Source organism: Bacillus sp. FJAT-42315, from assembly GCF_002797375.1.
Taxonomy (GTDB): domain Bacteria; phylum Bacillota; class Bacilli; order Bacillales; family Domibacillaceae; genus Bacillus_CE.
Window position 1 is genome coordinate 2,155,901 of record NZ_KZ454941.1, and the last position, 22,247, is coordinate 2,178,147.

The 22,247-nt window shown below is 40.6% G+C and carries 11 protein-coding genes, 1 pseudogene, 1 CRISPR repeat array and 1 riboswitch; of the genes and pseudogenes, 2 read left to right on the forward strand and 10 right to left on the reverse strand.

The window, feature by feature from the left end; all coding sequences use genetic code 11:
• Nucleotides 1-30: 30 nt before the first annotated feature.
• Complete coding sequence (gene ytvI, locus CEF22_RS10700) at nucleotides 31-1,062, reverse strand: sporulation integral membrane protein YtvI (RefSeq protein WP_100402863.1); 1,032 nt, start codon at nucleotides 1,060-1,062, stop codon at nucleotides 31-33.
• 207 nt (nucleotides 1,063-1,269) lie between these two features.
• On the opposite strand from ytvI, the gene pdxR reads away from it, so the two are divergent.
• Both pdxR and CEF22_RS10710 read left to right on the forward strand, forming a co-directional pair.
• Nucleotides 1,270-2,685 (forward strand): MocR-like pyridoxine biosynthesis transcription factor PdxR, encoded by a 1,416-nt coding sequence (pdxR, locus tag CEF22_RS10705; RefSeq protein ID WP_100402864.1) that lies wholly within the window; start codon nucleotides 1,270-1,272, stop codon nucleotides 2,683-2,685.
• 15 nt (nucleotides 2,686-2,700) lie between these two features.
• Entirely contained in the window at nucleotides 2,701-3,768 is a 1,068-nt protein-coding gene (locus CEF22_RS10710) for a DUF3900 domain-containing protein (protein WP_100402865.1), read from the forward strand.
• A gap of 151 nt (nucleotides 3,769-3,919) precedes the next feature.
• Here CEF22_RS10710 and CEF22_RS10715 read toward each other — a convergent pair whose 3' ends face one another.
• The 9 genes and pseudogenes from CEF22_RS10715 to cas7c all read right to left on the reverse strand — a co-directional run bounded on the left by CEF22_RS10715 (nucleotide 3,920) and on the right by cas7c (nucleotide 22,247).
• The gene (locus CEF22_RS10715) at nucleotides 3,920-4,888 is read right to left on the reverse strand and encodes a sensor domain-containing diguanylate cyclase (protein WP_100402866.1); all 969 of its coding nucleotides are present in this window, start codon (nucleotides 4,886-4,888) and stop codon (nucleotides 3,920-3,922) included.
• A 119-nt stretch (nucleotides 4,889-5,007) separates the two neighbouring features.
• Nucleotides 5,008-5,092, reverse strand: a riboswitch (cyclic di-GMP riboswitch).
• A 151-nt stretch (nucleotides 5,093-5,243) separates the two neighbouring features.
• Nucleotides 5,244-5,420: a hypothetical protein gene (locus CEF22_RS10720; RefSeq protein ID WP_157843220.1), complete on the reverse strand. Its 177-nt coding sequence runs from the start codon at nucleotides 5,418-5,420 to the stop codon at nucleotides 5,244-5,246.
• 156 nt (nucleotides 5,421-5,576) lie between these two features.
• Nucleotides 5,577-5,981, reverse strand: a complete 405-nt coding sequence (locus CEF22_RS10725) for a geobacillin-26 family protein (RefSeq protein ID WP_198508060.1) — start codon at nucleotides 5,979-5,981, stop codon at nucleotides 5,577-5,579.
• Between the two features lie 172 nt (nucleotides 5,982-6,153).
• Nucleotides 6,154-6,657, reverse strand: coding sequence for a YhfM domain-containing protein (locus CEF22_RS10730; RefSeq protein WP_232726103.1), 504 nt, complete (start codon nucleotides 6,655-6,657; stop codon nucleotides 6,154-6,156).
• A gap of 156 nt (nucleotides 6,658-6,813) precedes the next feature.
• Nucleotides 6,814-7,967 (reverse strand): annotated as a pseudogene (locus CEF22_RS10735) (RNA-guided endonuclease InsQ/TnpB family protein).
• A gap of 436 nt (nucleotides 7,968-8,403) precedes the next feature.
• A CRISPR array of direct repeats spans nucleotides 8,404-19,242; the repeat unit is 32 nt; unit sequence ATTTCAATCCACGCACTCATGTAGAGTGCGAC.
• Nucleotides 19,243-19,409: 167 nt separating this feature from the next.
• Entirely contained in the window at nucleotides 19,410-19,700 is a 291-nt protein-coding gene (cas2, locus tag CEF22_RS10740; RefSeq protein WP_100402870.1) for a CRISPR-associated endonuclease Cas2, read from the reverse strand.
• Nucleotides 19,701-19,709: 9 nt separating this feature from the next.
• The gene (gene cas1c, locus CEF22_RS10745) at nucleotides 19,710-20,741 is read right to left on the reverse strand and encodes a type I-C CRISPR-associated endonuclease Cas1c (RefSeq protein ID WP_100402871.1); all 1,032 of its coding nucleotides are present in this window, start codon (nucleotides 20,739-20,741) and stop codon (nucleotides 19,710-19,712) included.
• Nucleotides 20,738-21,394, reverse strand: coding sequence for a CRISPR-associated protein Cas4 (gene cas4, locus CEF22_RS10750; RefSeq protein ID WP_442857366.1), 657 nt, complete (start codon nucleotides 21,392-21,394; stop codon nucleotides 20,738-20,740). Before cas4 ends, cas1c begins: the two co-directional genes overlap by 4 nt.
• Complete coding sequence (gene cas7c / locus CEF22_RS10755) at nucleotides 21,384-22,247, reverse strand: type I-C CRISPR-associated protein Cas7/Csd2 (protein ID WP_100402873.1); 864 nt, start codon at nucleotides 22,245-22,247, stop codon at nucleotides 21,384-21,386. Before cas7c ends, cas4 begins: the two co-directional genes overlap by 11 nt.

Here is a 22,247-nt window from a genome sequence, read left to right on the forward strand (position 1 = left end):
TCAGCCTTCTATAATAGAAGGCTGATACCGTTAAATTTTCCATCTACTTTTTAAAATCCCCGCTTCTCGTAGCGTATCATAAACAATGACGATCGCTGGTCCAACGAAAAAGCCGATAAACCCTAATATTTTAAAGCCGACAAATAAACTAATTAAAGCCGCTAACGGAGAAATCCCCATGTTGGATGAAAAGACTTTCGGTTCTAAAATACGGCGCACAACTGTAATTACAATAAACAAAAGAATGAGCCCAATGCCAAGGAATTGGTTTTCTTGGAAAAAGGAAATCACTGCCCATGGAACAAGTACAGACCCGGTTCCTAAAATCGGTAACACATCGACGAAAACGATTAATATCGAAAGTAACACGGCATACGGTACTTGTAAAATAGATAAACCGATAAACGCCATTAAAAAAGTGACCGCGCTTAAGAAAATTTGCGCTTTAATAAAGCCAACTCCTGCTTTATTTAATTGACCGGTAATTAAATATAATTTCTCTTTTGTTGAGTCCTTTAAATGCCGGTCCGTTTTTACTTTCAATCGAGAGAGTTCAAGACTGAACAAAAAGACGGCGATTAAATATACTAAAAACTCTATTAAAAATCCCGGTATAGCGGTTGCTAAGCTAAATAACCATTCAAGTATCGATTGAGCCATTTGAGTCACAGAATCGATTGAGTTTTCAAGTGTTTGTTCAAATGATCGAATCACATCTGGTGGTAACGACTTAAAGTAATGCTGGAACTGATCCACGAACTGAATCAATGATTCCTTATAAAAGTTCGTCACAAATGACGGACCTTTTTGCGCTAACGTCACGATTTGATCAATCACGAGATTGACAACAAACCATACAAATAGAGCAATAAACACTAGATACAAAATAAAAGTCACAAGAACCGCTCGAAATCGTTGCCATCTAAACCGGAGCATAAACCATTTTACAGAGTTCTCTAATAAAATAGCAGTCACTAAGGCAAGTATAAAAGGTAGCGAATACGGGAGCAAAAATATAATAATTAGTAAAATCGCTACAGGTAAAATCCATTTCTTTAACAAAAAAACATCAACTGCCCTTCTTTCATGACTCGAAAATTCTAACTACTATAATAAACTATTCTCGCCAATAAAGTCACTTTATTTTCGTTAAATTGCGAAATCCCATCACACCTTTTTCTTTTTCACATGAACCGTTGCTATTTATCGTTTATAATAATAATAAACGATAATAGGCAAAGCATGAATATAGGGAGTAGAAAATAAGCAATGATGCAAAATCAAGCAAAATATGAAAAAGTAATCCATTATATAAAAGAAAATATTTTCAATGGCGAATGGCCAATTGGCAGCAAAATCCCGAGTCAACGCAAATTAGCTGAACTATTCGGCGTCAACCGCAGCACAATTGTCACAGCTCTTGAAGAACTAAAAGCAGACGGTTTGCTAGAAGGAGTAATGGGTAAAGGAACGATTGTTGTCAATAACACTTGGACGCTACTCGCTACATCTCCCCCTGCTGATTGGAATGAAACCACCGCTTCTAATTGGTTGAAAGCTCACTCATCTTCTAGTGTAGAAGGGGCAAATGAAAACGAAGATCATTTTATTCAACTGAGTAAAGGCGAACTTGCACAAGACATCTTCCCTACCGATCATATGCAACAGGTGATGATGCGACTCGCAGATAATTTAGAACCATTTGGCTACGAGGAACCGAAAGGATTTTTACCTTTAAGAGAAGCCATTAGTGAATACATGAGTCGACAAGGGACAGAAGTGTCTCCATCCTCTATTTTAATTGTATCTGGCGCCTTACAAGGACTGCAATTGATTTCAGCTGGGCTCTTACATAGAGGATCAACTATTTTATTAGAGAAGCCTTCCTATTTGTATTCTCTACAAGTATTTCAATCAGCTGGAATGAAGCTATGTGGACTGCCGATGGATCAGGAAGGGCTACATGCAGCAGCCATTAAAAAGCATTACGAAAGCGAACGATCCATTGTTTACACGATTCCTTGCTTTCACAATCCGACAGGCATCCTAATGACCGAACAACGACGAAAAGAATTACTCGATGTGTGCGAACAATTGCGATTACCTGTGATTGAAGATGATATTTATCGAGAGCTTTGGATTGACGGACCCCCACCTTCTTCATTAAAATCATTAGATCCATATGGTCATGTGCTTTATTTAGGTAGCCTGTCCAAAACATTAAGTCCAGGCCTTCGCATCGGCTGGATTGCAGGGTCAGAACAAGTCATTGATCGATTAGCTGAAATTAAACAACAAACCGACTATGGTTCAAGCTCCTTATCTCAAAGAGTAGCAGCGGAATGGATTTCGAGCGGCCTTTACGAAACCCACCTATCTTTCGTACGCGAACAGCTAAAGGAGCGCCGAGCAACAGCCTTGCATATTCTTGATCAGTATATGTCCGATCTTGCAGAATGGGATGTACCATCAGGCGGCTTCTTAATATGGCTCAAATTAAAAGTGAAAATCCCATACAAAGAGCTATATACAAAAGCCTACCAACAAGGTATCCTTTTAAATCCTGGCACCATTTATACAGAAGAATCGACTCAGGCTATCCGCCTCTCTTACGGCTACGCGTCGATGGAAGATTTTGAAAAAGGGATCAAACAATTACGAGAAATCATGTTAGAAAATAGTTAAAAAAGGTGATGTTCATTGGATTTTACAATCAATTATTTATCGTTCTTTGTCGTTCATGTGGACGGCAAAGGTGACGATGCCGTGAAGCGTGCCCAGCATTATCAAACGCTCGGTGAAGAAGAGTACGAAAACAACCCACTCAAAGACTTCTTAGATGGCGAATTTACCAAGATTGCTAAACGAAAGGCCGACCGGCACCCGAAAGCCGAACAAGTCCCAACAAAAATCGGTTACTTCACCGCTGAACCCGGACATGATTTAACGTCTAATCCGAACTACAACTTGTTCGCCAAAGCACGTGCTGCCTACTCGGTACTCGAATTCCAAGAAGCAAGCGAACAATTCGCTACACTCTATACACAAACAAGCGCAGTTAGAGGCGGTGTCTTCATCGTCGCTAAAGCGCAAATTAAAAAATACTTCGATGACGCCTTCGTCTTCCTATTAAAATGCGACTTCGAGCCAAAAGTAGCGACCATTACGGACGCTTCTTCGCTCATCCAACATGTCGAACTAGCGATCACCACGAAAAACATGAAGTCGATCCAATACCCATACATGCCGGAAGAAGGCATGGTCGAAGAAGGCGAACTAAAAATCCATCAAGCCTCCCACGCTCGCTATTTTGAGGACTTCTTAAAATACGTCGGCTACGAACAATCAATGCCGGAAATCGTCAAATCACAAGTCATCGATATGGTGCGGGAATACACGATCGAAGAACTAGAAGAGGAAAGTCCAGAATTTCAACAGTTTGAAGAAGCAATGGAAGTATGGGCAGACAGTCCGAAGCGAGAACTGCAAGAACGCTTTACGACCGATGAAGTCGTCGAAGCCTCCGCTCGCATGGTTGAGCATACGCCTGAGTTGGAGCTGAAGATGAAGCTCGATCACATGGGCGTCAATGCCATGCTTTCGGACTTTGGCGAATCCGTTCACTTGGCGAAATTAGGTGATCGCTATGTTTTATTAGTGGAAGCGGACTCGGTTGTGTTTGAAAAAGGCTTTTCTCCGATTGAATTTCATAAGCCGGATGAGTTGCATGAGGTGATTGAGAAGATTGAGCGGAAGAATGGGAGATAGTGAGTTCAGTTGTATAATTAGTTTGATTAATGTGCTATTCCCACTACTTCTAACCATCAATACCAAGCAAAAATCCGACATAGGCTACTTGTCCATGTCGGATTTTTAATATACTTTAAGATAATAATGAAATGGACCGAACTTTTTGTCGTCATCTACTCGCTTGCATTAAATATTGGCCCTTCTTCTCTCTTTTATTTTGATACATCTTTTTATCAGCTTCGGCAAATAGACTTTCCATTTTTCCTATGGACTGCTTACTAAAAGCATGGCCCATCGACATATTGATCTTTAAGTCTTCACTGCTTCTATTATACTCACTAATTTTTTGAGAAAGGTTTTCACACAAAGATTCTACATGTGTTTTGTCCGTATTTATGATAATAATAACAAATTCATCTCCACCAATCCTTGAAACAATCGCATTTCCTGAAAAATATTGATTTAATAGTTTGGCGAATTCTTGAAGTAAAATATCACCTTTTTTATGACCATAATGATCATTCAAATATTTCAAATCGTCCAAGTCGCATAAGAGAATACCGACAGATGCATCTATATGCTTGTTATACTTCTCCATACTCTGTTCAAAAAATTCTCGATTATAAATATTGGTCAAAGCATCATGAGTAATTCTATATTCCAGACTTTGTTGTAATTTTATTTTGTCATCGATATTCCTCATAATTCCCTGAACCGCTATTAATTCACCATTTTCATAAATAGGGGTCGTATACTCTTCAAACCATTTATAATTCCCTTGCTTATCTTGAAGTCGCTGAATGATTGGTTTACTGTAATCAATGTTACTGCTTACTTTGTTAAGCATAATTTCGTAATCATCTGGATGAATCATTTCAAAGGGGGCTTGTGGGTTATTATCGAGCTCCTCTAGCGTTCCTTCGCCTAAAAAATATTCAACCGAAGGACTTGTATACCTATGTTTGAACTTTGGCTTTACTTCGTAATAATAAATAACATCCTTTGAATTTTCCACTAATTGAAATATCCGATTTTTATTTTCAAATTTCGCTTTCCAGCTCTCCATTTTGGATATTAAGTATATTCTAAAAATGACAATACCTAAAACGAAACCTAGTAAAAAGTGAATAAACCCCATTAACAATGCCCCTTTTATTATGAGCGACCTCATCTACTTTTATAAAGGCACCCTTTTCACTTTACCTCCATAAAAAATAGGCTATTTCATACCGATTAGCCTACTGTTTATCAAGATAAATCGGCAACTGGCTGACATGATCTCACGACTTTAGTCCCTATAGTTTTGCGCCTTCACCTTTCGATGAGTTTGCCTTTATCATTCAATTTTTTGAAATATAACAATTTTTTCTATTACACTTAAAATTATATACAACCAACCGACACATGTCAATATACCCATGATTAATAGCACAAAAAATGCACCCCTACGTATTAAATACATTACCAAAACAAAATGCACTGGCGAGAGAAAGTCAACCTTCTTCACCAGATTCAGCCACGTAAGAGATAAATTCATTATGAGCAAGTGCTTTGTCTAAATACTCTCTCGTAGCAGTGACAATCAGATGTTCCTCTTGATCCGATTTGATTTCATCTAATTCTTTTAATAAGGCTAAACGCAAGCTAATGACTTGGTCAATATTTTCCAAAGAGACCTTCCTAACTTGATATTCACGATCACTCATCAAATGTAAAACACTTCCTTCATTATCGTTGTTGAAAATACTGAGTTTTATAGGAAATCAATTATATCAAAAAAGAAAGAAGCTGCCCCAAAGTTCATCCTTTTTGGACAGCCTCAATTCTTAATTCATCAGTAACAAATAATAAAATTTCGCATCTTGAAATGCAACATTTAGATCGATAGAAGTAACGAGCATCATATATAACCCAGCGCCTACGAATATAGCAATAATGGCGCCACCACTTTTAAGCATTTGTTTGTTCTTCTTGTAAAGAATCAGTATAGTTATAACAACAATCAAAATATATATTATAGAGATGATCATTTTAAATATTTTCATATTGATATCATTAACAGCCATTCTGAAATGCTCCAATGTTTCCTCATTATCCTGATTCTCTATAATGGTAGATATTTTTTCTTGATGACCAATTTCCCAAGTGAATGTATCCTGTTCTTTTATTACAATATATTTATAACCACCTGCCTTCTCTTCACCTATAACAAATGGTGAAGTGGCAGACACGCTTTGAACTATTGATATGAAAAAAATGATTGATATGAAAAATATTAACGAGAACTTCTCTTTCAAGTACATCTTCCCTTCATTCTTTAATAACTTCAGAAAAGTCGTAGAAGTAATCATTCAATTCTCTTATCTTTTACTAATCTGTCTGAAACGAGCGCTAGGATGAAGGTTATTCAATGACAACATGGTCTGACAAGTTTCTATCCGTCAAAAATTTGTACAACTTTTCTGAATCCGGCTTATTCATCAAAGTGTACCGTGTATTATTATCATCTACCAGTTCAATATTTTTATGCTCCGGATTTGTCCAAAGATAGTAAACAGTTGTTTTTGGCTTTTCCTTATCTCTCTTATCTACAATTTCGACACGATAATCCGCAGATCGGCTCATACTTACTTCTGCTGTTTCCCAATTGGCACTGTCAAGAATGCCTTGCACCGCTTCGAAAACATCCGAATCGTTTAGCATTCTGAACGGATCAAAATCATTATCTCCATCGTTAATATCAACAATAATGTCTCCAGTTGTCTCAATGACAAGAGGTTCCTCAAACGAATCATCTACTTTACCCGTTCCCGATACACCAACCTCTTTTTGTTGCATATCACCACAACCTGCCACAAGAAGAAGGGACACTGCCATGCAACCAATACGAGTCTTATACACTCTCATCATTGCACTGCCACTAAAAACATAGACAAAAGTCTATCCTTAGAATTTTCCTGCTTCCTCGTACCCCATTTCGCTACACTGCGAGCTACTCTGGTTGATATAGCACTCCACAGGCGTGATTTCGGGGGTAGCCCCACCTATCATACACCACACTCTTTACGTGAGAATGATGTATTCTTTTGCTTGTAAAAGATTGATAGAAGCATTGAAGTCTCGATCCATCTTGTGGCCGCGCTCGCATGTGTATACACGATCCGATAGTTTTAAATCCCTCTTTTTTCTCCACAACAAGAGCATAATTTCGAAGATGGATAAAACCGATCCACTTGTCTCAGCTCAATATGTAATTCTTTACATTTCGCTGTGAGCCAAGTTTTAAATGTATAAAAACATTGCTGAGCGACCGCTTTCGATAAATGACGATTCTTCATCATCCCTTTTACATTCAAATCCTCTATCGTGATGAAACGTGGCTTGGTTTTCACCACTTGGCTCACGATAGACTTGACATACTCTAAGCGAATATTTGCCAATCGAGTATGAAGTTTTTGAACTCTAAGAATGTTTTTGTTTATGTTTGCTCTTTTAGCGACAGCTTTTTCACCTCTCTTTTTTAAATGTTGATATTTTCGTGACAAAGAGCGCTGTTCACGTGTTAATTTCTTTTCTAGCTTTCTTACTCGTATAGAACGGTTGATGTTTTTATATACCGAACCATTGCTACATACAGCGAAAGTACTAATTCCTAAATCAATGCCCAATCCTTCATTTTTAACAGCAGGCTGTTTCCCTTGAGAGTCCACTTCACATAAAATCGAAACGTAATATCTTCCTGCTTTCTGTGAGACGGTTCCGCTTTTTACGATGGCCTCTTCAGGGATGTAGCCAAATTCCTTCAAGTGCATCCAGCCAAGTGTAGGGATCTTCACTCGATGACGTTCCACAGTCCAATCCGTTTTATTGTTCTTTGGAAAATAGCATTTCACATCTTGATTCTTTTTCTTTTTAAACCGGGGAAATTTCGCTTTCCCCGCAAAGAAGTTTCTAAAGGCCTTATCTGCATTCATAATCGATTGTTTAACTGCTTTAGAAGATACCTCTTTAATCCACTGATCTTTTTCGAGCGTATGAACGTTATTCAACCACTTAGAGAAGTCATAACCGCTCATAAACGATCCATCTTTTTCATATATTTCTTTGTTCTTTGACAGATAAAAATTGTACACGTATCGGCAAACGCCGATCGTTTGGTGTATTTTCGTTTTCTGCTCGGTTGTCGGCTGAATCTCTATCAAATAGGCTTTCTTCATTTACTCACCACCTTGCATTCATTATACTCTATAATTGATGTTGTTTGGGATAAATTAACATTAGTTGTAGAGTATCTATGATGATGAGAAAACAAGGAGCCTTATCCGTAGTGCCATTGATCATGAATGGCTTAAGCAATGGAGAGAATGCTGTAAAGAAATGCGAATACCGATTTCGAAATCATTGAATCAGATGATCACGATACGACTAGAACCAATTTAAGACTAACTGTTTTTTTAGAGTATTTGTCCATATTTGTACTTGATTATCTATATTTTTAATAACAGTTGATAATTCCTTTAAAGAACAATAAGAATATGCTCATGATTTTTTAATTCGCATGATGAAGTATTTTTTTATCCATATATTACCATAATAACTCTTGTTACATTAATGCTGTCCTATTGGGCTGCTGACGATGGGCATCATCCATCAATTTCAATCCACGCACTCATGTAGAGTGCGACCAGAAGCGGAAAAAGCATTAAATGCACTAGGTGATTTCAATCCACGCACTCATGTAGAGTGCGACAGGGCATGGAGACAGATGTTTTCAAGATCAAGCAATTTCAATCCACGCACTCATGTAGAGTGCGACGTAATAACACAGGTATAAAAACTAATGTATAAGATTTCAATCCACGCACTCATGTAGAGTGCGACGATTCCATCGTCATAAAGTATTGAAGTATGATATATTTCAATCCACGCACTCATGTAGAGTGCGACATAAACAACTCTTCCATCAGCAGATACTATAGCATTTCAATCCACGCACTCATGTAGAGTGCGACTCAACAAAACCTTCCCAGTATGCCTTAAAACTTTATTTCAATCCACGCACTCATGTAGAGTGCGACAAGGCCTTGGTAAGTATCGAAGATGAAACAGTAAGATTTCAATCCACGCACTCATGTAGAGTGCGACGATAAAATAAGTAACTATGTCCAAAATAGCTTAATTTCAATCCACGCACTCATGTAGAGTGCGACGTCATCATCTGCTACTGGTAGTGCGATCGTATCATTTCAATCCACGCACTCATGTAGAGTGCGACGTAGACGCATATTGCGCATCAAAAATGAATCGGGAGATTTCAATCCACGCACTCATGTAGAGTGCGACAGCTGGCATTTCATATTCGTCAACACATTCTTTAATTTCAATCCACGCACTCATGTAGAGTGCGACGCTATGCCTTTTCGTACAATTTCGTCACTGGATTATTTCAATCCACGCACTCATGTAGAGTGCGACGAGGGGGCTTCCCAAGATGGAGCGCTTCTTGATAGAATTTCAATCCACGCACTCATGTAGAGTGCGACGTTAAAGTTTCCATTTGTATTTCTCCCTTCGTTTTTATTTCAATCCACGCACTCATGTAGAGTGCGACAGTTGCACGATGTACTAAAAGACGAAGAAACAGGAATTTCAATCCACGCACTCATGTAGAGTGCGACCGATGTAAGTATAAACGTCTGGTTCCAGATAGTAATTTCAATCCACGCACTCATGTAGAGTGCGACCGAGATCGAGTGCATAATCGTGGATGGAGTTACATTTCAATCCACGCACTCATGTAGAGTGCGACATAAGCTTTCAAATCAATTTTACCATTTTCCCAAATTTCAATCCACGCACTCATGTAGAGTGCGACTTTCTTTGTGTTGCCTTATGCGTCCAGTCTTCAACGATTTCAATCCACGCACTCATGTAGAGTGCGACGCATTTCGGATACGAGCTGTTCAACATAAGAAAAATTTCAATCCACGCACTCATGTAGAGTGCGACCAAAAAGCGATTGAGCTAGATGGTGATGAGTGATATTTCAATCCACGCACTCATGTAGAGTGCGACCTGACTTGGCTGAAGCTTTACGTAACTATCTAATCATTTCAATCCACGCACTCATGTAGAGTGCGACATTTAGCACAATTTCAGACTTACCAACCTGAGCTATTTCAATCCACGCACTCATGTAGAGTGCGACGTCCTCTGCCCTCTGTACGCTTTAAAATGCGCGTCATTTCAATCCACGCACTCATGTAGAGTGCGACAATGCAAACTTTCGCAGATATAACAGCTACGAGATTTCAATCCACGCACTCATGTAGAGTGCGACATTTCGAATTTGACGGCATCGATGATCTTGAAAATTTCAATCCACGCACTCATGTAGAGTGCGACCTGGCATACGATAGCTTGGCATAGCAAACCAAGGATTTCAATCCACGCACTCATGTAGAGTGCGACAATAGTTCCACAAGTTGTTCCGTTTGCGTTTCCGATTTCAATCCACGCACTCATGTAGAGTGCGACGTCTAGTTCAAAGCTGTCACTTGCGCCACTTTCATTTCAATCCACGCACTCATGTAGAGTGCGACAATATTTGGAAATAATGTTTGACCTGAGAGGAGGTATTTCAATCCACGCACTCATGTAGAGTGCGACTATTGAGAATACTGAAGCTTTGATTGATCGTTGTATTTCAATCCACGCACTCATGTAGAGTGCGACTCCTTTGCGGCGGGTGTGTTAGCGCAGGATTATGATTTCAATCCACGCACTCATGTAGAGTGCGACCGAGTAAAGCTAACACGGATGTGCCACAATTAGGTATTTCAATCCACGCACTCATGTAGAGTGCGACTGTTACATTCCCGAATGAAATGGTTGAAGCTATAATTTCAATCCACGCACTCATGTAGAGTGCGACATCTACCTTCCCTTGCTTAATCCATACATATCATATTTCAATCCACGCACTCATGTAGAGTGCGACGAGCAAGGGGCAGTCACCTTGTGGATAAGTGCCGTATTTCAATCCACGCACTCATGTAGAGTGCGACTCCTTTTACATCCGTTGCGCTAACTAGCGCATGATTTCAATCCACGCACTCATGTAGAGTGCGACGAGCAAACTTTAACTTCAAAATATTCTTCTTTGTATTTCAATCCACGCACTCATGTAGAGTGCGACATGACAACAATGTCCGGTGTAATGCCAGACTTTTATTTCAATCCACGCACTCATGTAGAGTGCGACAAAATAGAGTTAGGAGAGATAGCCGGATCCAATTATTTCAATCCACGCACTCATGTAGAGTGCGACCGCGGAATGGGCCAAGAAGTCTGGACTGTTTACAATTTCAATCCACGCACTCATGTAGAGTGCGACATGCAGGAGGAAAAGGGGTTCGTCCTATGGGAAATTTCAATCCACGCACTCATGTAGAGTGCGACGAATCACTGTGTTCCAGATCGCAATCCTTATGTATTTCAATCCACGCACTCATGTAGAGTGCGACAGTTCTTACCTCCCGACGCAAATAAATCTTCATGGATTTCAATCCACGCACTCATGTAGAGTGCGACGTTAACGTTTGATGCCCGTGATAAAACGGTAACAGTCATTTCAATCCACGCACTCATGTAGAGTGCGACCGTATTTGTTACTACCTTTTTTAATGATCCAAATATTTCAATCCACGCACTCATGTAGAGTGCGACAAAGATGGTAATGTTATTCCGCTGGTGCAAAAATAATTTCAATCCACGCACTCATGTAGAGTGCGACAGGGAAGAGCACCGATCGGAGCATTCGTAACAGTTATTTCAATCCACGCACTCATGTAGAGTGCGACCAGGTGAATCATCCAGAAACAGAGCATCATTGTATTTCAATCCACGCACTCATGTAGAGTGCGACGCTGCTACGGTTCGACCGCGAGTCATAATGCTAGAATTTCAATCCACGCACTCATGTAGAGTGCGACTGAAAGATGCAGCAATTAATTTAGAGAGAATGACAATTTCAATCCACGCACTCATGTAGAGTGCGACGCTCTGTTGCTGTTGCAAACTGTTTAAGACCACCGATTTCAATCCACGCACTCATGTAGAGTGCGACGAAAATAAATCCAGCTTTTAAATATTCTTCATCATTTCAATCCACGCACTCATGTAGAGTGCGACTGTGATTGATTTGTCTAAATTCGGTTGGTCAGATATTTCAATCCACGCACTCATGTAGAGTGCGACTTCAAGCAGATGTGGGATGCAGCAGAAAAAGGCGAATTTCAATCCACGCACTCATGTAGAGTGCGACCGAAGTCGCGTCTCCCTGTTCTTCCTGAAATTTTGATTTCAATCCACGCACTCATGTAGAGTGCGACCCTTTCTGGCGTATTATTATCGGGATACACACTAATTTCAATCCACGCACTCATGTAGAGTGCGACGCAGAGTTAGGCGGTTCAGCGGGCGTAGACGCTCATTTCAATCCACGCACTCATGTAGAGTGCGACTCTAAAGGTGAAGTGGATACCACATTTGCATCAAATTTCAATCCACGCACTCATGTAGAGTGCGACTAGGCACTTCTGTAATCCGATCGATCTTTCGCTATTTCAATCCACGCACTCATGTAGAGTGCGACGTTTTATTTCAGAGATTGTTCCCATCAATGTCGAATTTCAATCCACGCACTCATGTAGAGTGCGACGTAAAAAACCTGAAGAGTCTGAAATATATTGTGTAATTTCAATCCACGCACTCATGTAGAGTGCGACTGCAACTATTGCTCTAATGGTGGCATGCCAGTAATTTCAATCCACGCACTCATGTAGAGTGCGACGAAAAGAATCTTATATTCCAACGATCGCTTGGGATTTCAATCCACGCACTCATGTAGAGTGCGACCGATTATGCGGGTCCTCCACTAACTTGCCATCCTATTTCAATCCACGCACTCATGTAGAGTGCGACCTATGAGCAAGTCACAAGCGGAAAAAGTGATGTTGATTTCAATCCACGCACTCATGTAGAGTGCGACATTGGTGTTATTGAGAGTACGGCAAATGGTATGATTTCAATCCACGCACTCATGTAGAGTGCGACTTCCTGGTACTTTGACGTGCACGACAGACCCAAGTGATTTCAATCCACGCACTCATGTAGAGTGCGACTACATGTAAATATCCGCTTCTTTATTTGTGGAAATTTCAATCCACGCACTCATGTAGAGTGCGACCAGTTCCAACGATCCAGTAAGCAAGGAGGTAAAAAATTTCAATCCACGCACTCATGTAGAGTGCGACCTATGCCTGACGTTTTAAAATTTAGCTTTCTTTATTTCAATCCACGCACTCATGTAGAGTGCGACGCACCAATCGGCTGCCAACTCGAACGGCGGTTGTATTTCAATCCACGCACTCATGTAGAGTGCGACATTCATTTTGTGAAATTATTTCTCTATTCGTTGTATTTCAATCCACGCACTCATGTAGAGTGCGACAAAAATCGGTGCATTTTATATGGAAATGGGAACTGATTTCAATCCACGCACTCATGTAGAGTGCGACCAAGCACCTTTTTCAGTCCAAAGATAAAGAATAATTTCAATCCACGCACTCATGTAGAGTGCGACTCGCTTGCGGGAGTTTTGTGAGTATCGAGTGATTTTATTTCAATCCACGCACTCATGTAGAGTGCGACACCCACCTTCCTAGCTTCAAAAAACTGTTCTTTTCATTTCAATCCACGCACTCATGTAGAGTGCGACGCTGCATCACGACGTCTAACTACTTCATCTACAGCATTTCAATCCACGCACTCATGTAGAGTGCGACGGGTTCGGATCTGTATTTAAGCTGTCTGGCAACAATTTCAATCCACGCACTCATGTAGAGTGCGACAGTCCGTATCCAGCTGTTTGCTTGTTCGCAACAAATTTCAATCCACGCACTCATGTAGAGTGCGACGCCCTGTTCTTGCCACTGGATCAACATATATAAAGATTTCAATCCACGCACTCATGTAGAGTGCGACAATGAGGATACTATAGTTATTCATAGTTCAATGGGAATTTCAATCCACGCACTCATGTAGAGTGCGACTTGGTGTGACAGAGAATTGCCGTTTAATGGTGAGATTTCAATCCACGCACTCATGTAGAGTGCGACGCCCTGTTCTTGCCACTGGATCAACATATATAAAGATTTCAATCCACGCACTCATGTAGAGTGCGACAATGAGGATACTATAGTTATTCATAGTTCAATGGGAATTTCAATCCACGCACTCATGTAGAGTGCGACTTGGTGTGACAGAGAATTGCCGTTTAATGGTGAGATTTCAATCCACGCACTCATGTAGAGTGCGACTTGGTGTGACAGAGAATTGCCGTTTAATGGTGAGATTTCAATCCACGCACTCATGTAGAGTGCGACGTGACTATAAAATACAGGGGCCAAAACCTAAGTATATTTCAATCCACGCACTCATGTAGAGTGCGACTCAATTCAATTTAAACAAGTCTAAAAAGCTTGAGATTTCAATCCACGCACTCATGTAGAGTGCGACGTTGGAAAATGGGAGGGTAAACCGTAGATAAAAATATTTCAATCCACGCACTCATGTAGAGTGCGACGATTTATAACGATTCCGCGTCTCCTATAAATGTAGATTTCAATCCACGCACTCATGTAGAGTGCGACCTTCCTTTGGGGCGGGTGTGTTAGCGCAGGATTACGATTTCAATCCACGCACTCATGTAGAGTGCGACGAATTCCGAAAATACGTTCAAATGATCAACGGCAAATTTCAATCCACGCACTCATGTAGAGTGCGACAGTATATTCGTGTCTGTGCGCGTACCGTTCCAGAGATTTCAATCCACGCACTCATGTAGAGTGCGACGAAACAAATGAGTTACTACAACTATTACGAGGAATTTCAATCCACGCACTCATGTAGAGTGCGACGCTGAATATGACTTCGAATATCGCTTCTAACACTGATTTCAATCCACGCACTCATGTAGAGTGCGACTAGTAGCAGCATACGAAGCGCTACAAATTGATTTATTTCAATCCACGCACTCATGTAGAGTGCGACGCGAAGGGGCAGATTATGAAAGTCTTATGTTTAATTTCAATCCACGCACTCATGTAGAGTGCGACCTCAGTTCTCAAAACGTTAATTGCACGGCTTTCCGATTTCAATCCACGCACTCATGTAGAGTGCGACTAAAATTCCTCCTAATAGTGTTTTGTTTGAATGATTTCAATCCACGCACTCATGTAGAGTGCGACAATTGGCGTGTTAAAAATAAACAAATAGCTAGAGATTTCAATCCACGCACTCATGTAGAGTGCGACATAAACAGACGACCTTTTTGAGTCCATTTCGTATATTTCAATCCACGCACTCATGTAGAGTGCGACAAGTAGCAGCGAAAGAATTAAGTACTTTTGAAAGAATTTCAATCCACGCACTCATGTAGAGTGCGACGTCAATCCTAACTGAGTACGTAACTTAGCTCCAATTTCAATCCACGCACTCATGTAGAGTGCGACAGAAGATCGTGAAAAAATGGGGAATGGTTATGTAATTTCAATCCACGCACTCATGTAGAGTGCGACGTCACCTTCTTTCTAGGTAATGTTTCTAACTACCTTATTTCAATCCACGCACTCATGTAGAGTGCGACAGCGAGAGTCAACATATCGGTAAAAATCAATAGAATTTCAATCCACGCACTCATGTAGAGTGCGACTTACATGATTAGCGATCAACTCTGCTGTTTTCGAATTTCAATCCACGCACTCATGTAGAGTGCGACTTTTCGTATTCAGCGATTAAAGTGCGAATAGCTGATTTCAATCCACGCACTCATGTAGAGTGCGACAAGACCTGCGACGTACGGCGCAAATTCACCGCTTATTTCAATCCACGCACTCATGTAGAGTGCGACACATATTCAAATGTCTGCGCCATTTTTAACTGCTTTATTTCAATCCACGCACTCATGTAGAGTGCGACTCTGACGAACTAATGAGCGCACTAGTCAACGGGTATATTTCAATCCACGCACTCATGTAGAGTGCGACGCGCCTCAATCCGTAGCGCTTTACGTGTGCGTTGGTATTTCAATCCACGCACTCATGTAGAGTGCGACCCGAACCCGCCGGCGCCCCTATCCGTTTGCCCTAACATTTCAATCCACGCACTCATGTAGAGTGCGACGACGATCAAGCGAGTTTGCGTTCTATGATGGTCATTTCAATCCACGCACTCATGTAGAGTGCGACGCTCCGCATGGAGTCTGAATACCGGCTTGCCTTATTTCAATCCACGCACTCATGTAGAGTGCGACCCAAATCCTAACGCCTCCTTTCTTCGTTTATTTTATATTTCAATCCACGCACTCATGTAGAGTGCGACCTTCACTTGCGTTTTACGATCCTCGTTAGATTTAATTTCAATCCACGCACTCATGTAGAGTGCGACTTTCTTTTACAGTGTCCCAGTTTTTCCACAGAAATTTCAATCCACGCACTCATGTAGAGTGCGACCTGCCCGCGCATTAACAATCGTCAATTGATTATCATTTCAATCCACGCACTCATGTAGAGTGCGACTCAATCACAATCGTCATTTTCTCATCGCCTTCGGATTTCAATCCACGCACTCATGTAGAGTGCGACATCTGGCGGAAGATACGGGCGGTGCGATACGAAATATTTCAATCCACGCACTCATGTAGAGTGCGACCAAAAACCATCTTCTCATGCGGTACTATAACTAGAATTTCAATCCACGCACTCATGTAGAGTGCGACAAGTAGCGACCATCTTCTGATTGCGCGCTAAGTTGTAATTTCAATCCACGCACTCATGTAGAGTGCGACACCTTCCGCCACCTCCGGCTCTCCGTTAAATATTATTTCAATCCACGCACTCATGTAGAGTGCGACGAAATCGTAGCAAAGGCGAAGGCTGACATCAGGATTTCAATCCACGCACTCATGTAGAGTGCGACCTAAGCGTCGTCATTTTGCGGTGAAATTCAAAGTATTTCAATCCACGCACTCATGTAGAGTGCGACCAACGTAAGTATCGGCGCTATCTCGTCTTTCGCGATTTCAATCCACGCACTCATGTAGAGTGCGACATACGGAAATAGTCCGCGATTACTACGCACGCATATTTCAATCCACGCACTCATGTAGAGTGCGACATAGATTTTTCCCCGCTGCGCCAAACGTGCAAAATTTCAATCCACGCACTCATGTAGAGTGCGACATAGATTTTTCCCCGCTGCGCCAAACGTGCAAAATTTCAATCCACGCACTCATGTAGAGTGCGACAGGAAGTAAAATATATTACGACAATATTACTGGCATTTCAATCCACGCACTCATGTAGAGTGCGACGTTTCTTCAATTCCTGCGTGACTAATTACCGTTCGATTTCAATCCACGCACTCATGTAGAGTGCGACATAGATTTTTCCCCGCTGCGCCAAACGTGCAAAATTTCAATCCACGCACTCATGTAGAGTGCGACAGGAAGTAAAATATATTACGACAATATTACTGGCATTTCAATCCACGCACTCATGTAGAGTGCGACGTTTCTTCAATTCCTGCGTGACTAATTACCGTTCGATTTCAATCCACGCACTCATGTAGAGTGCGACGATATCCCGCGCGAAGAATATGAGGCGCCGGAAATTTCAATCCACGCACTCATGTAGAGTGCGACGACGAATGAGCAAAACAAACGCTAAGGATTGGCGATTTCAATCCACGCACTCATGTAGAGTGCGACGTAGTAATAACGCAGACAAGACGTTACCCGTCGATTTCAATCCACGCACTCATGTAGAGTGCGACAAGAACTAACGGACGCCACGCCTTGGAAAACGCAATTTCAATCCACGCACTCATGTAGAGTGCGACGTTTATTTTCGGACAAATACGATCCTCCTTTCGGGATTTCAATCCACGCACTCATGTAGAGTGCGACCGGTGCGCCTCGGATGAAAAAGTATACAGTAAAATTTCAATCCACGCACTCATGTAGAGTGCGACTGTAGTATCGGAAAACGCCGAAGCGTCAAGCGTTATTTCAATCCACGCACTCATGTAGAGTGCGACGGGATGTCTTTGACAATTGCCTGTAAACATTCGATACCATTTCAATCCACGCACTCATGTAGAGTGCGACCCAAGTCATTCATTTCGTCGAGTAGTTCGTCTATTATTTCAATCCACGCACTCATGTAGAGTGCGACTATTAGGGTTATAAAACACCGAAATAGCATAGGTATTTCAATCCACGCACTCATGTAGAGTGCGACGATTAAACAATATGCGGCACAAAATTATACTTTAATTTCAATCCACGCACTCATGTAGAGTGCGACATAGTGGTAAAATTAAGTTATTAAATCATAGGAGATTTCAATCCACGCACTCATGTAGAGTGCGACCCAAAAACAAGTATTATCTATCCTGCTGCAAGGAATTTCAATCCACGCACTCATGTAGAGTGCGACTTGGATAATAGGAGGAATAAACATGGATATTAACATTTCAATCCACGCACTCATGTAGAGTGCGACAAATACGTTAGCTTAGATAGAGCAAACACAAACGGAATTTCAATCCACGCACTCATGTAGAGTGCGACGCATGAAACATTCCCAGTAATTTTAGGAGAGTATATTTCAATCCACGCACTCATGTAGAGTGCGACTAATACAATTTTACTTATGACAGATACTCTTTGGATTTCAATCCACGCACTCATGTAGAGTGCGACAAAGGGTAGCCGATAAAAAGCCACCCAATAATGTATTTCAATCCACGCACTCATGTAGAGTGCGACGTTAATACCTTTTGAAGTATTTCCACGCCATATATTTCAATCCACGCACTCATGTAGAGTGCGACGCGATGATTTCCTTCAAGTTGAGCGGCACCGTGTCGAATTTCAATCCACGCACTCATGTAGAGTGCGACAACGAGCGGTTAATGTCTTCTACCTTTGTAGAACCATTTCAATCCACGCACTCATGTAGAGTGCGACGATAATACAATTTTACTTATGACAGATACTCTTTGGATTTCAATCCACGCACTCATGTAGAGTGCGACAATATTTGAGCAGATAGTTCGTCATTCATGATATATTTCAATCCACGCACTCATGTAGAGTGCGACGACTATGGATGGAAAAGAATATTTTCCAGCAACAATTTCAATCCACGCACTCATGTAGAGTGCGACCCAGTAATTTTAGGAGAGTATGAAAGGAGATATTATTTCAATCCACGCACTCATGTAGAGTGCGACGGTATAAGTTAGCCATTATTGGTCACCCCCTAGTATTTCAATCCACGCACTCATGTAGAGTGCGACAAAACTGTCCAATCCCAATGTATTACCTACTCAAATTTCAATCCACGCACTCATGTAGAGTGCGACAGCGATTTTTGGGTAAAAAAACTTAAAAAAGTCCTTTTCTATCCAAAAACACGCTATTTCCTTTATTAAATAAAGAACAATGTAACAAATATTACAAAATCACAAAGAGAATCTAAAAATATCAGGTGCGAATGCACCGGAGAATTCATGTGCACTATAGGTTCGCACTAGAATATTAAAGGTCCTTCTATGTCGATGGATTCTTTTACACCGATGTGTTCTACTTTACTTTTATAGTTATTGCCTAGCTGGTAAAATCTAAGGCTGTCTTGGTCTTTGTCGATAATGTTAGTTAATTCAATTTTTAATGCTGCAAATTGGGTAGCATCGACAATACATTCAAATACGGAATTTTGGACTCGTTGACCGTAGTTTTGACATGTTTTTGCTACTTTTCGCAACCTCTTTTGCCCAGTATTACTAGTAGTGCTTACATCATAAGTGATTAATACTAACAAATGTTTCACCTACTTCCATAAGAACGGAGGATATTCATCTAGATCCGTTCGTAAGTATCGTGCCAGTAATAGGGCTTGAGCATGAGGGACTAATCCCCAAGAAATTTTCTCTCCTAAGTATGGATGTGTGATTTTATCTTGTTTTTTATTTTGCCAAGCGGCTAGAAACTTCTTTCTTCCTTCTTCTGTCATGATGATGGCTCCATTTTCTTTTTTGAAGAAGTCATCTTTATTCATCACTTTTTTATTGATTAAAGACAAGACAAATCGATCAGCATACACGCCTCTCAATTCTTCCATCACATCTAAAGCTAAAGAAGCTCTTCCTGGTCGATCTCGATGCAGAAAACCTACATAAGCATCTAAACCAACACCTTCTAGTGCTGCTGCCATGTCATTGGATAATAATGTATAAGCAAAGGATAACATTGCGTTCACATTGTCTAACGGCGGCCTTCTTGAACGCAGGTGAAAATAGAAATCTTCTTTTTGTTGTAAAATCATTTGATTAAATATTTTGTTATAACTTACAGCAGCTTGTCCTTCCCATCCGCGTAAGCTTTCCAAATCTTCACATGCTCTTACTTCTAAAATGATGGAAGAAAGCTGTTTAGACACTTCTTTAAATTGAGGGACATCTACTCGTAATGGATAATCTCTTGTCATTCTTTCAATCATCCATTTTTGATTATATACTTTACCAACAATAAAGTTTCTAGCTATTTTTGCCGATGTTGTTTCATCCTCTGATACACGATATTGCTTTTTCCTCAAGATCACATTCCCTCTGCTTTGTCCAATGACCCTAGCTAAAAACCTGCCATTTTTCGTTAAAAATATTAAGGAAATATTGCGATCTGCACAGTAGCCCATTAATGCCGGGCTGGCCCCTGTATAACCGAAAGAAACAACTGATTCCAAGTTATGTAGTGGCAATCTTCCTAGCTTCTCTTGTTCCTTCAGAAGAACGATATTATCTCCGTCTAATGATAAATAAACATCTGGTTGAGTGATAAACAACGTATTCAAAAGTTTTTTCATTCGTTGATCTTCCCTTCAATATAGCTTTTCACCGATCGTTTATTCATTAACGCTGGTAAGCAAATGTTTTGAAGGGAGCAGCTGTTGCAGAATGCTCCTGTTTTCACTTTAGGCGTATGCTTACGCTGATAATAATCTTGCATTTCTGCAACAACAGACTTCACTTTCTTTTTATGTTCTATTGTAATCGGAACTTCAACGCGGTGTTTAATTTCATGATAATACATGTAACCTATGTTTATTTCACAAAGCAACATTTCTTCTAAACAGAGCGCTTGGGCCGTTAATTGCAATACATCTGAATCATTCTTTTTCGGTTTTCCTCGTTTATACTCTACTGGATAAGCCGTATATTTGCCGTCAGCACCATTGATCTCCACCCCGTGCCGATCTTTGATAAACTCGACTACGTCACAAACACCAGTAATTTGAAGTTCATTAGACTTTACAGGCATTCCACGTACAATGAGTTTCTCTCCTCTTTTCTCTCTAATAAAAGGGTCATCTGCTTTCGTATGCAGATGTTGTCCTTCAACTGTTCGAACGTTTTCTTCCCATTGCTGTTCAATGTGAATGAGCGCCCATTGCCGTCGACAAAACTGAAAATGCTGAATGCCAGATAGCATCAAATAGCCGTCTTCTTTATTGTCCATCAATTACGTCAACTCGCAAGCCTTCTAATTCATTTAAAGTAATCGTGTAATCATCAATTGCTTTAGGCTCGTCCACTTTACTTGTAATGTTCAGTAAACGATGAACTTTCGCAGAAGAATACTGACCTAATTTGGAGTTATGCTCCCACCAATATACTTTATTGATTTCCATACTCCCATCAGGTCTTGCGGAAGATGCATCATTTTCAAATAACGTAACGAGCGCTTGTTTAATTTTTTCCGCATCTTCATTTGTAAAGCCTGTTTTTTCTGCTAATTGGGTATTAATGCTGCCATAAAATACGTAAACGCCAAAATCGACTCGGTGCTTCATTCCCATAGTATCCGAACCTTTTTCTTTACCAGGCTCAGAATTGACGCTTTTCGTGATTTGCATACTTGTAATATCAATTGGATCTACACTTGTTGCTGTATGAATCGAAACTGGTCCCCTTACACCAACAGAGACCCCTGCCCCTTTACCTGCAGCTTTAAATGCAAACACTTGTCCAAAACTGCGAACGTCTAGCCATTCATGACAAGCGATCGTTGCAAATGAATCTGCAGAACTATCTTTAGATTTCAAGATTTTTTCTAATTCTGAATTAGCTTCTGCACGCTCTCTTAAGCTTTTAAATGAATCTACCTTTCTATCATTTGATTGGACAAAAATAGATTCTCCCATATCTTGCAGACGATTTCTTATTTTTCTTTTTAAAGCTACATCAGATATTTCGCCGTGACCGTCATAATTTTGTCGCGGACGATTTCCATTTAACGGATCTCCGTTCGGGTTCGCTTTCGTTACAGTTAAAATAACAGCAAAATCGATTTTATGATCTAAAATAGTCAT

Coding starts and splice junctions, on each gene's coding strand:
- pdxR (WP_100402864.1), top strand. CDS start 1,270: ATGATGCAAAATCAAGCAAAATATGAAAAAGTAATCCATTATATAAAA.
- CEF22_RS10715 (WP_100402866.1), bottom strand. CDS start 4,888: ATGGGGTTTATTCACTTTTTACTAGGTTTCGTTTTAGGTATTGTCATT.
- CEF22_RS10730 (WP_232726103.1), bottom strand. CDS start 6,657: ATGAGAGTGTATAAGACTCGTATTGGTTGCATGGCAGTGTCCCTTCTT.
- cas1c (WP_100402871.1), bottom strand. CDS start 20,741: ATGAAAAAACTTTTGAATACGTTGTTTATCACTCAACCAGATGTTTAT.
- cas4 (WP_442857366.1), bottom strand. CDS start 21,394: ATGGACAATAAAGAAGACGGCTATTTGATGCTATCTGGCATTCAGCAT.
- cas7c (WP_100402873.1), bottom strand. CDS start 22,247: ATGACTATTTTAGATCATAAAATCGATTTTGCTGTTATTTTAACTGTA.